Here is a 13,631-nt window from a genome sequence, read left to right on the forward strand (position 1 = left end):
CGGAAAACGCAAAGACGGCCGCACCGAATGGCGACCCCCACCGCAGTTGGACACCGGCCAGGCCCGGGTCAACAACTACCACCACCCCGAGCGTTACCTGATCCCCGACGACGGCGCCCACGACGCCGGCGGCGATGACGACGGCGCCGAAAGACCCGACCCCACCGACACCGACCGCGACGCCAGCTGACACCGCGGAACCCCACCACGCCGATAACCGCTATACCGGTCAATTTGTGGTAACCGCTTGACGAAGCGTTGGGTTTTCCTAACAATGCTTTGTATGAGTCCGGTGAGAAGGGGCAAGGCGCTCCCGATCTACAACCGCATCGGTGTGCTGCGCGCCGAGCGACGGATGACGCGGGCCGACCTCGCGGCGCTCATCGACGTCAACCCGCAGACCGTGGGGGCACTCGAACGTGGTGATCACTACCCGAGCCTCGATCTGGCGTTCCGCATCTGCGACGTGTTCGGCCTGCCCGTTGAAGCGGTGTTCTCCCGTACGGAGTTCACCCCGTTGTCCACCGAGCTCTACCGAAATCCGCGACCGCAAGGAGGCGACCGAGATGTCCCAACCGACCCGGCAACCTGATCGAAACCTGATCGACCGGTATCAGGACTTCCGCACCCGCCGATTCCTGAAACATGAACGCACATACGCGAATCTGTTTCCCCGCTGGCGGACGCAGTCGCGACGCCGCCTGCTCGTGGTGGGCCTGGCGATCACGTTCGCGTGCATGTTCGTCGTGAGCGTGTTGAGCGCAGTCAACATGCGGTGGGCTCCGCTGGCCTGGCTCGGCGCCTGCATCGTGTTCCTGCCGCTGTGGACGATGCTGCAGATCGTGTCCGGTCGGCAGGGCGACGCTCCCGAGGCGGCGCTCGACGAGTACGAGGTCCAGCAGCGCAACAGTGCGCGGTCAATCGGCCTGACCATCACCCAGTACCTGATGCTAATTCCGATCGGCTACCTGCTCATCGCGTCGATCTACCTGCAGGACACCGACGCCGACGTGGCCTACGCCGGCGCGCTGATGTCGCTGGCCGTGCTGGTGTTCGGCGGGTGCGCGCCGGCGATGATCCTCGGCTGGAGTCGACCCGACCCCGAGCAATGACTCTATGGTGGTCAGCGACAACCGTAGAGAGGAACACGATGCTCGCCCTGACCACCTGGACCGGAGGACTGCTCGTCGCGACAGGGGTGATCGCGTACATCGCCAGCGGAGCGGTCAGCGTCACCGCGCTCATCCCCGCGTTCGTCGGCGTGCTGCTGCTCATCGCCGCGCTGATCGGGCGTCGCTCCGACCAAGCCCGCAAGGTCGCCATGCACGCCGCCCTCGTGATCGCCCTGCTCGCGGCGCTCGGCGCGCTGCGCAATGTGTTCGGCCTCGGCGACGTGTTCGCCGGCACGGCCGAGCGACCCGCCGCGGTCATCACCAGCACCATCATGTTCGTGCTGCTGGTGGCCTACCTGATCGCCGGCGTGCGGTCGTTCGTCAAGGCCCGCGCCGCGCGCTGATCAGGCCGGCCGGCCCCGCTCGGACCGGTAGCGGCGCACCAGCGCGTCGGTCGACGAATCCGACTGCTCGGGCGGCGCGTCGCCGGCGGTGATCACCGGCAACAGCGCCTTGGCCTGCGTCTTACCCAACTCGACGCCCCACTGGTCGAACGAGTCGATGCCCCACACCACACCCTCGGTGAACACCTGGTGCTCGTAGAGCGCGATCAACTGGCCCAGCACCGACGGCGTCAACTTGGTCGCCAGGATCGACGTGGTGGGCCGGTTGCCCGGCATCACCTTGTGCGGCACCACATCCGGCGGCGTACCCTCCGCCGAGATCTCGTCGGCGGTCTTACCGAACGCCAGCACCTGCGTCTGCGCGAAGAAGTTGCTCATCAGCAGATCGTGCATGCTGCCGGTGCCGTCACCGGTCGGCAGATCGTCGGTCGGCTGCGAGAACCCGAGGAAGTCGGCGGGCACCAGGCGGGTGCCCTGATGCAGCAGCTGGTAGAAAGCGTGCTGGCCGTTGGTTCCCGGTTCGCCCCAGAAGATCTCGCCCGTACTGGTGGTGACCGGCGACCCGTCGGCGCGCACCGACTTGCCGTTGGACTCCATGGTCAGCTGCTGCAGATACGCCGCGAAGCGCGCCAGATCATTCGAATACGGCAGCACCGCACGGGTTTCGGCACCGAAGAACTCGTTGTACCACAACCCGATCAGACCCAGCAGCACCGGCACATTGGATTCCAGTGGCGCCGTTCGGAAATGCTCGTCGACGATGTGGAACCCGGACAGGAACTCGGCGAACCGCTCCCGACCGATCACCGCCATCACGCTCAGCCCGATCGCGCTGTCCACCGAGTAACGACCGCCGACCCAGTCCCAGAACCCGAACATGTTGTCGGTGTTGATGCCGAAATCGTCGACCAGCTTCTTGTTCGTCGACACCGCCACGAAATGCTTTGACACCGCAGCATCACCCAGAGCGTCGGTCAGCCACCGCCGCGCCGCCATCGCATTGGTCAGCGTCTCGAGCGTCGAGAACGTCTTCGACGCCACGATGAAAAGCGTTGTCGCCGGGTCCAGTCCGTCCAGCGTGGCCACCAGATCCGCCGGGTCGACATTGGACACGAACCGCGCCGAGATCCCGGCATCGGCGTAGTGCCGCAGTGCCAGCGTCACCATCGCCGGGCCGAGGTCCGATCCGCCGATGCCGATGTTGACGACTGTCTTGATCGGTTGCCCTGTCGCACCGGTCCATTCACCGCTGCGCAACCGGTCGGTGAAGTCGCCCATCCGGTCGAGCACCTCGTGCACGTCGGCGACGACGTTCTGCCCGTCGACCACCAACTCGGCGTCCCGCGGCAACCGCAGTGCGGTGTGCAGCACCGCGCGGTCCTCCGAGGTGTTGATGTGCGCGCCCGAGAACATCGCGTCGCGGCGCTGCTCCAGCCCGGCCGCCCTGGCGAGCTCGACCAGCAACCCGAGCGTCTCCCGCGTGACCCGGTGCTTGCTGTAGTCGATGTAGAGGTCGCCGACCGTCGCGGCCAGCTCGGTGCCGCGCGCCGGGTCCTGGGCGAACAGCTCGCGAAGATGTTTGGAGCCGATCTGCTCGTGATGACGGTGCAGCGCCTGCCAGGCCGGGGTCGAGGCGATATCGCTACTCATGTGCACGACCCTAATGCGGCGAAATGGCCAAAGGTGTAAGAGGGAGTTATGGATACCGCGAAGCTGCTTGCGTCTGTGCCCACCGGACTGTGGATCGGTGGTGAGGAGCGCCGGCCGATCGCCGACAGCTCCGCCACCTTCGACGTGCTCGACCCCTCCGACGACCAGGTGCTGGCCACCATCGCCAACGCCGGCGCCGAGGACGCGATCGCCGCGCTCGACGCCGCGTGCGAAGTGCAGGCCGACTGGGCGGCCACCCCGCCGCGCGAGCGCGGCGAAATCCTGCGGGCGGTGTTCGAGAAGATCAACGACCGTGCCGAGGACATCGCGACGCTGATGACCCTCGAGATGGGCAAGGTGCTGCCCGAGAGCATGGGCGAGGTCAAATACGGCGGCGAGTTCTTCCGCTGGTTCGCCGAGGAGGCGGTGCGCATCGCCGGCCGTTACACCCCCAGCCCGGCGGGCACCGGCCGCGTGCTGGTGACCAAGCAGCCCGTCGGCCCCTGCTACGCGATCACACCGTGGAACTTCCCGCTGGCCATGGGCACCCGCAAGATCGGCCCCGCCTTCGCCGCCGGGTGCACGATGATCGTCAAACCGGCCCAGGAGACGCCGCTGACCATGCTGCTGCTGGCCAAGCTGATGGACGAGGCCGGCCTGCCCAAGGGTGTGCTGTCGGTGCTGCCGACCAAGAGCCCAGGCGACGTCACCGCCGCCCTCATCGACGACGGCCGCCTGCGCAAGCTCACGTTCACCGGCTCCACCGGCGTCGGCAAGGCACTGGTCAAACAGTCCGCCGACAAGCTGCTGCGCACCTCGATGGAACTCGGCGGCAACGCGCCGTTCATCGTGTTCGACGACGCCGACATCGACGCCGCCGTCGACGGCGCGATCCTGGCCAAGATGCGCAACGGCGGCGAGGCCTGCACCGCGGCCAACCGGTTCCACGTCGCCAACTCCGTGCGCGAGGAGTTCACCGAGAAACTCGTCAAGCGGATGAGCGAGTTCACGCTCGGCAAGGGTCTCGACGAGTCGGCCACCCTCGGCCCGCTGATCAACGCCAAACAGGTCGCCACCGTTGAAGACCTGGTCTCCGACGCGGTCTCGCGCGGCGCGACCGTCGCCGTCGGCGGCGTCGCACCCGGCGGACCCGGCAACTTCTACCCGGCCACCGTGCTGGCCGACGTGCCCGCCGACGCCCGCATCCTCAAGGAGGAGGTGTTCGGCCCCGTCGCCCCGATCACCGGCTTCGACACCGAGGAGGAAGGGGTCGCTGCCGCCAACGACACCGAGTACGGGCTGGCCGCCTACATCTACACCCAGTCGCTGGACCGTGCGCTGCGTGTCGCCGAGGGCATCCAGTCCGGCATGGTCGGCGTCAACCGCGGCGTGATCTCCGACCCGGCCGCGCCGTTCGGCGGAGTCAAGGAGTCCGGCTTCGGCCGCGAGGGCGGTCTGGAAGGTATTGACGAGTACCTCGAGATCAAATACATCGCTCTGACGAAATAGTGGAGCCGTGACCAAGTAAGCCGAGACACGCCGCCGCGCCTGCCGCCGCGGGTCTGCTCGGACCGGCAAGATTTCCCGAGTGAATGCGCGTCGCTCCGTCGCGCCCGCTGATCGCCGCCCGGGTCGGCGTGGCGAGATTCCCGCCCTGGACGGCATCCGCGCCGTCGCCGTCGCGCTCGTGCTCGCCGACCACGGCGGCATCCCGGGAGTCTCCGGCGGGTTCCTGGGCGTCGACGTGTTCTTCGTGCTGAGCGGATTCCTGATCACCTCCCTGCTCCTCGACGAGCACGCCGGCAGCGGGCGAATCGGCCTGCGCGACTTCTGGATCCGTCGCGCCCGTCGGCTGCTGCCCGCGCTACTGGTGATGGTGCTCGCGGTCGTCGCCGCGCGCGGGCTGTTCGCCGCCGAGTCCGTCGCCACACTGCGCGACGACGCCGTCGCCTCATTTTTCTGGATGGCGAACTGGATGTTCGTCGCGCAGCAGACCGACTACTTCGCCCACGGCGCACCGCCGTCGCCGCTGCAGCACACCTGGTCGCTCGGCGTCGAGGAGCAGTACTACGTGCTGTGGCCGCTGCTGCTGATCGTGCTCGCCGCGGTGTTCTGCCGGCGCGACCGGCACCGGCTGCGCTGGGCGGTGTTCGCGGTGGCGAGCCTCGGCGCCGTCGCCTCGGCGGCCGCGGCCATCGTGTTCACCAACGCGGACACGCTGAACCGCATCTACTTCGGCACCGACACCCGCGCTCAGGCGCTGCTGATCGGCGCCGCCGCGGCCGCGCTGCTGGTGCACGACTGGACGACCGTCACACTCGGCGGGCCGGTGATCCGCACGCGCTGGCTGCGCGGGGTCGCCAGGGGACTGTCGGTCGCGGGTGTCGCGGTGCTCGGGTACTGCGCGCACACCGCGACCGGCAGCGTCGACGACTTCCGCGGCGGCCTGCTGGTCGTGGTGGCCGTGGCGGCGGTCCTGGTGATCGGGGCGGTCGCGCTGGACCAGGAGGGGCCCGTCGCGCGGGTACTGGCGTGGCGGCCGCTGGTGTTCCTGGGCGCCATCTCCTACGGCGTCTACCTGTGGCACTGGCCGATCTTCCTGGCGGTCAACGGTGAGCGGACCGGCTGGTCGGGGTGGTCGCTGTTCGCGGTGCGCTGCGCGGCGACGCTGGCGGTGGCCGTGCTGTCGTGGTGGCTGCTCGAGCAGCCGATCCGGCGCTGGCGCCCGGTGATCGTGCCGATGCTTCCGCTGGCCGGTGCGACGGCGGCGACGGCGGCCGTCGTCACCATGACCGTGCTCCCGGTCGGGGTGCCGACCCAACCGGTCGAGCAGTCGAACATCGACTCGGCGGCGCTGATCGCGCCCGAGGTCCCGGTCGAGGTCCGCAGGCCCACCGCGCGCGAGCCCGGCACCCGCAGCGTCGCGGTGTTCGGCGACTCGGTGGCGTGGACGCTGATGCGGTATCTGCCGCCGACGCCGGGCTTCTCGTTCTCCAACTACACGACCATCGGGTGCGGGATCGCGCGCGGCGGGCCGTACCGCTACGTCGGGCAGACGCTGAACCAGAAACCCGAATGCGACACCTGGCCGAGCCGGTGGTCCCAGCGCATCAGCCACGACCGGCCCGACGTGGTGCTGCTGGTCATCGGCCGCTGGGAGGTCGTCGACCGGATGAACGAGGGCCGCTGGACACACATCGGCGAGCCGGCCTACGACGCGTACCTGCGCGGAGAGCTCACCCGGGCGCTGGACATCCTGTCGTCGACCGGCGCGCGCATCGTGGTCACCACCGAGCCCTACAACCGGCGCGCCGAGAAACCCGACGGCAGCCTCTATCCCGAAGACGACCCCGACCGCACCGACGACTGGAACGCGCTGGTGCGCAGCGTCGTCAAGTACCGGCAGAACGTCACGGTGCTCGACCTGAACCGCAAACTCGGGCCCAACGGGGGCTACACCAACCGGATCAACGGCATCAAGGTGCGCGCCGACGGTGTGCACCCGACGCCGGAAGCGGTCGAGTGGCTGACGCCGTGGCTGGTCGACGCGCTGCGCTAGCGATCTCGGTGCGCGCAGGTGCGCTGAGCGCAACCAACGACGCCGAAATCGCTCAGGAGTGGCCGAGGCGGCTTCGTCAGGAATGGCCCAGGCGGCTTCGTCAGGAATGGCCCAGGCGGCCACGGCCCAGCCGCAGCAGCAGCATCGCGAGGTCCTTGCCCTCGGGGCCGAGTTCGCTGTAGCGCTCGATCACCTTCATCTCGCGGCTGTGCACGAGGCGGGTCCCGCCGGACGCCATCCGGGCCTGCCCGATGAGCTTGGACACCTCGGTGCGCCGTTTGACGGCGGCCAGGATCTCGGCGTCGAGCCGGTCGATCTCCTGGCGAAGATCATCGATATCAGGCACGGTCTCGGTTTCGATCGTCATGGCATTCTCTTCACTCTCGTTGGGTGGGGTCCGAGGGCGCTTCCGGTCGGGCCTCACACAAGAGACGAGCCCCGGATCCAGAAGCGGACCGCGGGGCTCTCGGGGAAGCAGCTACACCACGGGCACCGCGGACCGGTACCCGTAGAAAAATCGCCGCTTGTCGAGCACGAGAGAAAGTGTGCCACCAACGCCAGCGTCAACGCAAAGGTTGTCGCAGTGCAGCGGTAGGTTTGGAGACGATATGTCTGTTTCATCTCCGGCCGCCGATACCGACCAATTGCTCGACGGGCTCAACCCGCAGCAGCGCCAGGCCGTGCTGCACGAGGGCTCGCCGCTGCTGATCGTCGCCGGCGCGGGCTCCGGCAAGACCGCGGTGCTCACCCGCCGCATCGCCTACCTGCTCGCCGCCCGCGACGTCGGGGTCGGCCAGGTGCTGGCCATCACGTTCACCAACAAGGCCGCCGCCGAGATGCGCGAGCGCGTCGTCGGGCTGGTCGGCCCCCGCGCCCGCAGCATGTGGGTGTCGACGTTCCACTCCACCTGCGTGCGAATCCTGCGCAATCAGGCCTCGTTGATCAAGGGGCTGAACTCCAACTTCTCCATCTACGACGCCGACGACTCCCGGCGGCTGTTGCTGATGATCGGCAAGGACATGGGCCTGGACACCAAGCGGTACTCGCCGCGGCTGCTGTCCAACGGCATCTCCAACCACAAGAACGAACTGATCGGTCCCGAACAGGCCGCCGCCGAGGCGTCCGAGGCCGGTGAGGAACTGCCCGGCATCATCGCCGAGGTCTACGCCGAGTACCAGCGCCGGCTGCGCGCGGCCAACGCGTTGGACTTCGACGACCTGATCGGTGAGACGGTCGCTGTGCTGCAGGCGTTTCCGCAGATCGCCCAGTACTACCGCAGGCGGTTCCGGCACATCCTGGTCGACGAGTACCAGGACACCAACCACGCGCAGTACGTGCTGGTGCGCGAGCTGGTGGGCGTCGAGACGGTTGACGGTGTGCCGCCCGCCGAGCTGTGCGTGGTCGGCGACGCCGACCAGTCGATCTACGCGTTCCGAGGCGCGACGATCCGCAACATCGAGGACTTCGAACGCGACTTCCCCAATGCCACAACGATTCTGCTCGAACAGAACTACCGCTCGACGCAGAACATCCTGAACGCGGCGAACTCGGTCATCTCCCGCAACACCGGCCGCCGCGAGAAGCGGCTGTGGACCGACGAGGGCGACGGCGAGCTGATCGTCGGCTACGTCGCCGACAACGAGCACGACGAGGCCCGCTTCGTCGCGCAGGAGATCGACACGCTCGCCGATCAGGGCTACTCCTACAACGACTTCGCGGTGTTCTACCGCACCAACAACTCCTCACGCGCGATCGAGGAGGTCTTCATCCGCGCCGGCATCCCGTACAAGGTCGTCGGCGGCGTGCGGTTCTACGAGCGCCGTGAGATCCGCGACATCGTCGCGTACCTGCGGGTGCTCGACAACCCCGGCGACTCGGTGAGCATGCGGCGCATCCTCAACACCCCGCGCCGCGGCATCGGCGACCGCGCCGAGGCGTGCGTCGCGGTGTACGCCGAGAACACCGGGCTGTCCTTCAACGACGCGCTGCAGGCCGCCGCCGAAGGCAAGGTGCCGATGCTCAACACCCGTGCCGAGAAGTGCATCTCGGCGTTCGTCGAGATGCTCGACGAGCTGCGCGGGCGCCTCGACGGCGAGTTGGGCGAACTGGTCGAGGCGGTGCTCGACCGCACCGGCTACCGCACCGAACTCGAATCCTCCAGCGATCCGCAGGATCTGGCCCGGCTCGACAACCTCAACGAATTGGTCAGCGTCGCACACGAATTCAGCATCGACCTGGCCAACAACCAGGCGCTCGCCGAAGACGAGGCCGTCGACGAGGACATCCCCGACACCGGGGTGCTGGCCCAGTTCCTGGAGCGGGTCTCACTGGTGGCCGACGCCGACGAACTGCCCGAGCACGGCGCCGGGGTGGTCACGATGATGACCCTGCACACCGCCAAGGGTCTGGAGTTCCCGGTCGTGTTCGTCACCGGCTGGGAGGACGGCATGTTCCCGCACATGCGCGCGCTGGGCGACCCGACCGAGCTGAGTGAGGAACGCCGGCTGGCCTACGTCGGCATCACCCGCGCCCGGCAGCGGCTGTATCTGAGCCGGGCCAAGGTCCGCTCGTCGTGGGGCCAGCCGATGCTGAACCCGGAATCGCGCTTCCTCAAGGAGATTCCGCAGCACCTGATCGACTGGCGGCGCACCGATCCGACCCCGTCGTACAGTGCGCCGGTGAGCGGCGCTGGCCGCTTCGGTACCCCCCGCCCGTCGCCGACCCGCACGGGTGCGGGCAAACGCCCGCTGGTGGTGCTCGAGCCGGGCGACCGGGTCACCCACGACAAGTACGGGCTCGGCCGCGTGGAGGAGGTCAGCGGGGTCGGCGAGTCCGCGATGTCGCTGATCGACTTCGGCAGTTCCGGACGCGTGAAGCTGATGCACAACCACGCGCCGATCAGCAAGCTCTAACCCGAGCGCTCCCAGCGGCCGGTGGCGGGCAGCGCCGCCAGCACGATGCAGGCCACCGGCAGCAGCGGGATCGCGTACACCACGGCGGGCAGCTTGGCGCCCGCGACGAACAGGCTCGAGAAGATCAGCAGGGCCACCACCGCGCCGACGACGATCAGCAGCCGGCTCACCCACCGTCGTAGCAGCAACCCGATCAGCCCGGCGATCAGCGCGGCCGCCGAGATCGCGGTCAGGAAGCCGACTGCCACACAGAACAGCCGGTCGGTGCGCCACCACCCGGTGATCAGGTCGGTGGCGATGACGGCCGTCGTCCAGCCGGTGAGGATGGCCACCACCGCGGTGGCCATCGCGGTCCCCGGTTTGGCCGGGGCGGGCTGGGTCGGGCCGACGGTGACGGGCCGGGCCCGCGGGATGTACTGGGTCTGCGGCTCACCCTGAGCGCCCAGCTGCGTGGGCACGTCCGTGAGCTGGGTCGGCGGCTCGGAGGCGGGGAACGCGCCGGTGGGGTGACGACGGATGATGCTCGTCTGCGGATCGGGGGAGTCCCCGGTGATCTGCTCGTCGCTGGCCACTCAGCCAGACTAGTTGCCGGGTGAAATCCCGCGTTTGGCCAGCCAACCGACCGGATCGACGCGGGCCGTGCCGCCCTGCAACACCTCGAAGTGCAGATGCGGACCGGTCGAGTTGCCGGTGTTGCCCATCTTGGCGATCTGGTCGCCGGCCCACACCCGCTGACCGACCTCGACCTGCCAGGAGCTCAGATGGCCGTAGAGCGTCACGGTGCCGTCGGAGTGGCGGACCTTGACCATGTTGCCGTAGCCGGCGTACGGGCCCGCTGAGATCACCACACCGTCGGAGGCGGCGAGGATCGGGGTGCCGATGGAGTTGGCGATGTCGATGCCGCCGTGCAGCACGCCCCAGCGGTATCCGAAGCCCGACGTCCACACACCCTTGGTGGGCATCACGAACATCGGCCGCTGCAGCCGCGCCTCGCGCTCGGCGCGCTCCTGGGCGTAGGCGGCGGCCTTCTGGATCTCCTCGGTGTGCAGCGCCGTGCTGGCCGCCGGGGTGACCGCGACGACCTGCATGCCGTCCGAGGAGCCGCCTGCCGGGTCGGCGAGGGTGGCGTGGTCGACGGCCAGCGTGGCGGTCGCCGACGAGTCGTGGGTGGCGTTGGCCATCGAGTAGGCGCCGGCGGCCGTCGCACCCACCGCCATCGCCGCCACCATCAGCCGGCCCTTCACGGGCACTTCCTGCTTGCGGTGCGCGCCGCCGCGGGCGCTGCCGATGTTGATCACATCGGTGGCGGCCATGCCGTCGCTGGTGTCGGTGTAGCTGTCGCGGTAGGCGCGGGTCCGTCGCGTCTGGGCGGGATCGGCGGCGAACTGCGACGGCACCGCCAGCGGCTGCGGGGTCTCGTCGCAGTCGTGCAGGTCGTCGAGTTCGGGTGCATCGATCACCGCGGCCTCGCGGTCGAAGGCGCTGTTCTCGCGGAAGTCGAGGTCGTGCAGCCCGCCGAACTCGTTGAACGGGATGATGTCGGTGACTTCGGCGGGACTTTCGGTGACGCGACCGTCTATTTGCCGATTCGTCGCTCTATGAAGAGATCTCGACGAACGGTGCGAAGCCAACCTGAAGAATCCTTTGAGTCGTGACCTAAACGTGATCTAGACCAGAGGCACGTTAACCAAATTCCAATGATGGCTGCAACCCGGGAGGTCATTCCCGCGCCGATTGTGACTTGTATCACGATGCCGGACCGGTGAGATCTACCACATGAGTGGTGGGCGGTGTCAGCCTACGGCAGGCGGGTGGATAAAGTTCCCCCGAGCCTTCGGCCAACCACTTCCGCAAATCGACGCGCTAGAGACAGTGAGCTAATGGATCTCTTCGAATACCAGGCGAAAGAGCTCTTCGCCAAGCACAACGTGCCCACCACACCCGGGCGGGTGACCGACAACGCCGAGGACGCCAAAGCGATCGCCGAGGAGATCGGCAAGCCGGTGATGGTCAAGGCCCAGGTCAAGACCGGTGGTCGCGGGAAGGCGGGCGGCGTCAAGTACGCCGCGACCGCCGACGACGCGTTCACCCACGCCCAGAACATCCTCGGCCTCGACATCAAGGGCCACATCGTCAAGAAGCTGCTGGTCTCCGAGGCCAGCGACATCGCCGAGGAGTACTACATCTCCTTCCTGCTCGACCGCGCGAACCGCACCTACCTGGCGATGTGCTCGGTCGAGGGCGGCATGGAGATCGAAGAGGTCGCGGCCACCAAGCCGGACCGGCTGGCCAAGGTCCCCGTGGACGCCACCAAGGGCGTCGACGAGGCGTTCGCCCGCGAGATCGCCAAGAAGGGCCACCTGCCCGAGGAGGTGCTCGACTCCGCGGCCGTCACCATCGCCAAGCTGTGGGAGGTCTTCGTCAAGGAGGACGCCACGCTGGTGGAGGTCAACCCGCTGGTGCGCACGCCCTCCCGCGGCGAAAACGATCCAGGTCAGATCCTGGCGCTCGACGGCAAGGTCACCCTCGACGCGAACGCCGACTTCCGGCACGAGGACCACGCGCAGTTCGAGGACCGCGACGCCACCGATCCGCTGGAGCTCAAGGCCAAGGAGAACGACCTCAACTACGTCAAGCTCGACGGCGAGGTCGGCATCATCGGCAACGGCGCCGGCCTGGTCATGTCGACGCTGGACGTGGTCGCCTACGCCGGTGAGAAGCACAACGGCGTCAAGCCCGCCAACTTCCTCGACATCGGCGGTGGCGCCTCGGCCGAGGTGATGGCCGCCGGTCTCGACGTGATCCTCAACGACTCTCAGGTCAAGAGCGTGTTCGTCAACGTGTTCGGCGGCATCACGAGCTGCGACGCGGTCGCCAACGGCATCGTCAACGCGCTGAAGATCCTCGGCGACGAGGCGAACAAGCCGCTGGTGGTCCGGCTCGACGGCAACAACGTCGAAGAGGGGCGTCGCATCCTCGCCGAGGCCAACCACCCGCTGGTGATCCAGGCCGACACCATGGACGCCGGTGCAGACAAAGCCGCCGAGCTGGCGAACAAGTAAGGGACGCGAGTCATGTCGATCTTTTTGAACAAGAACTCCAAGGTCATCGTTCAGGGCATCACCGGCGGCGAGGGCACCAAACACACCGCGCTGATGCTCAAGGCCGGCACCCAGCTGGTCGGCGGCGTGAACGCGCGCAAGGCCGGTACGACGGTGTCGCACAAGGATGCTGACGGCAAGGACATCGAGCTGCCGGTGTTCGGCTCGGTCGCCGAGGCGATGAAGGAGACCGGCGCCGACGTGTCGGTGGTGTTCGTGCCGCCGAAGTTCGCCAAGGACGCGATCATCGAGGCCATCGACGCCGAGATCCCGCTGCTGGTGGTCATCACCGAGGGAATCCCGGTGCAGGACAGCGCGTATGCGTGGGCCTACAACGTGGAGAAGGGGCAGAAGACCCGCATCATCGGCCCGAACTGCCCGGGCATCATCACCCCCGGCGAGGCGCTGGCCGGTATCACCCCGGCCAACATCACCGGCTCCGGTCCGGTCGGCCTGGTGTCGAAGTCCGGCACGCTGACCTACCAGATGATGTTCGAGCTGCGTGATTTCGGCTTCTCCACCGCGATCGGTATCGGCGGCGACCCCGTCATCGGCACCACGCACATCGATGCGATCGAGGCGTTCGAGAAGGACCCCGACACCAAGATCATCGTGATGATCGGTGAGATCGGTGGCGACGCCGAGGAGCGGGCCGCCGACTACATCAAGGCCAACGTGACCAAGCCGGTCGTCGGCTACGTCGCGGGCTTCACCGCGCCGGAAGGCAAGACGATGGGTCACGCCGGCGCCATCGTGTCCGGCTCGTCGGGCACCGCCGCCGCCAAGAAGGAGGCGCTGGAAGCCGCCGGTGTGAAGGTCGGCAAGACGCCGTCGGAGACCGCCCAACTGGCCCGCGAGATCCTGCAGAGCCTGTAGCTTTCTCTGCCGAGCAG

Annotated in this window: 12 protein-coding genes and 1 pseudogene; 9 read left to right on the top strand and 4 right to left on the bottom strand. The window is 67.9% G+C overall.

Translation table 11 applies throughout. The features are described from left to right. From BHQ18_RS20035 to BHQ18_RS20050, 4 genes and pseudogenes are all read left to right on the top strand, one after another. Positions 1–190: pseudogene (locus BHQ18_RS20035) on the top strand (HNH endonuclease signature motif containing protein); the annotation flags it as partial. A gap of 93 nt (positions 191–283) precedes the next feature. Continuing rightward, positions 284–592 (top strand): helix-turn-helix transcriptional regulator, encoded by a 309-nt coding sequence (locus BHQ18_RS20040; protein WP_069415397.1) that lies wholly within the window; start codon positions 284–286, stop codon positions 590–592. Then, the gene (locus tag BHQ18_RS20045; protein WP_069415398.1) at positions 567–1,112 is read left to right on the top strand and encodes a hypothetical protein; all 546 of its coding nucleotides are present in this window, start codon (positions 567–569) and stop codon (positions 1,110–1,112) included. The genes BHQ18_RS20040 and BHQ18_RS20045 overlap by 26 nt, the downstream gene beginning before the upstream one ends. Positions 1,113–1,150: 38 nt before the next feature. Further along, positions 1,151–1,516, top strand: coding sequence for a hypothetical protein (locus BHQ18_RS20050; protein WP_069415399.1), 366 nt, complete (start codon positions 1,151–1,153; stop codon positions 1,514–1,516). On the opposite strand, the gene pgi is transcribed toward BHQ18_RS20050, so the two are convergent. Beyond that, entirely contained in the window at positions 1,517–3,166 is a 1,650-nt protein-coding gene (gene pgi / locus BHQ18_RS20055; protein ID WP_069415400.1) for a glucose-6-phosphate isomerase, read from the bottom strand. Between the two features lie 48 nt (positions 3,167–3,214). On the opposite strand from pgi, the gene BHQ18_RS20060 reads away from it, so the two are divergent. After that, complete coding sequence (locus BHQ18_RS20060; RefSeq protein ID WP_069415401.1) at positions 3,215–4,675, top strand: NAD-dependent succinate-semialdehyde dehydrogenase; 1,461 nt, start codon at positions 3,215–3,217, stop codon at positions 4,673–4,675. A gap of 79 nt (positions 4,676–4,754) precedes the next feature. Beyond that, complete coding sequence (locus BHQ18_RS20065; RefSeq protein WP_084294179.1) at positions 4,755–6,725, top strand: SGNH/GDSL hydrolase family protein; 1,971 nt, start codon at positions 4,755–4,757, stop codon at positions 6,723–6,725. Between the two features lie 100 nt (positions 6,726–6,825). On the opposite strand, the gene BHQ18_RS20070 is transcribed toward BHQ18_RS20065, so the two are convergent. After that, positions 6,826–7,149, bottom strand: a complete 324-nt coding sequence (locus BHQ18_RS20070) for a chorismate mutase (protein WP_264010301.1) — start codon at positions 7,147–7,149, stop codon at positions 6,826–6,828. Positions 7,150–7,333: 184 nt separating this feature from the next. Between BHQ18_RS20070 and pcrA the strand changes: the two genes are divergently transcribed. Continuing rightward, on the top strand, positions 7,334–9,637 hold the full coding sequence (pcrA, locus tag BHQ18_RS20075; RefSeq protein ID WP_069415403.1) for a DNA helicase PcrA: 2,304 nt from the start codon (positions 7,334–7,336) through the stop codon (positions 9,635–9,637). Here pcrA and BHQ18_RS20080 read toward each other — a convergent pair. Then, complete coding sequence (locus BHQ18_RS20080) at positions 9,634–10,209, bottom strand: hypothetical protein (RefSeq protein ID WP_205866151.1); 576 nt, start codon at positions 10,207–10,209, stop codon at positions 9,634–9,636. The two genes, pcrA and BHQ18_RS20080, sit on opposite strands and share 4 nt — an antisense overlap. Before the next feature lie 9 nt (positions 10,210–10,218). Continuing rightward, positions 10,219–11,268: a M23 family metallopeptidase gene (locus BHQ18_RS20085; RefSeq protein WP_069415404.1), complete on the bottom strand. Its 1,050-nt coding sequence runs from the start codon at positions 11,266–11,268 to the stop codon at positions 10,219–10,221. A gap of 249 nt (positions 11,269–11,517) precedes the next feature. Between BHQ18_RS20085 and sucC the strand changes: the two genes are divergently transcribed. Further along, positions 11,518–12,699 carry an ADP-forming succinate--CoA ligase subunit beta gene (sucC, locus tag BHQ18_RS20090; protein ID WP_069415405.1) on the top strand — a complete coding sequence of 394 codons (1,182 nt, stop codon included), beginning with the start codon at positions 11,518–11,520 and terminating at the stop codon, positions 12,697–12,699. A gap of 12 nt (positions 12,700–12,711) precedes the next feature. Continuing rightward, complete coding sequence (gene sucD, locus BHQ18_RS20095) at positions 12,712–13,614, top strand: succinate--CoA ligase subunit alpha (protein ID WP_069415406.1); 903 nt, start codon at positions 12,712–12,714, stop codon at positions 13,612–13,614. The last annotated feature ends 17 nt before the right edge of the window (positions 13,615–13,631 follow it).

Source organism: Mycolicibacterium flavescens, from assembly GCF_001722335.1.
GTDB lineage: Bacteria > Actinomycetota > Actinomycetes > Mycobacteriales > Mycobacteriaceae > Mycobacterium > Mycobacterium flavescens.

Bases quoted from the DNA above. Each gene is read 5' to 3' on its own strand.
- BHQ18_RS20040 (WP_069415397.1), top strand. From the start codon at position 284: ATGAGTCCGGTGAGAAGGGGCAAGGCGCTCCCGATCTACAACCGCATC.
- BHQ18_RS20045 (WP_069415398.1), top strand. From the start codon at position 567: ATGTCCCAACCGACCCGGCAACCTGATCGAAACCTGATCGACCGGTAT.
- BHQ18_RS20050 (WP_069415399.1), top strand. From the start codon at position 1,151: ATGCTCGCCCTGACCACCTGGACCGGAGGACTGCTCGTCGCGACAGGG.
- pgi (WP_069415400.1), bottom strand. From the start codon at position 3,166: ATGAGTAGCGATATCGCCTCGACCCCGGCCTGGCAGGCGCTGCACCGT.
- BHQ18_RS20060 (WP_069415401.1), top strand. From the start codon at position 3,215: ATGGATACCGCGAAGCTGCTTGCGTCTGTGCCCACCGGACTGTGGATC.
- pcrA (WP_069415403.1), top strand. From the start codon at position 7,334: ATGTCTGTTTCATCTCCGGCCGCCGATACCGACCAATTGCTCGACGGG.
- sucC (WP_069415405.1), top strand. From the start codon at position 11,518: ATGGATCTCTTCGAATACCAGGCGAAAGAGCTCTTCGCCAAGCACAAC.
- sucD (WP_069415406.1), top strand. From the start codon at position 12,712: ATGTCGATCTTTTTGAACAAGAACTCCAAGGTCATCGTTCAGGGCATC.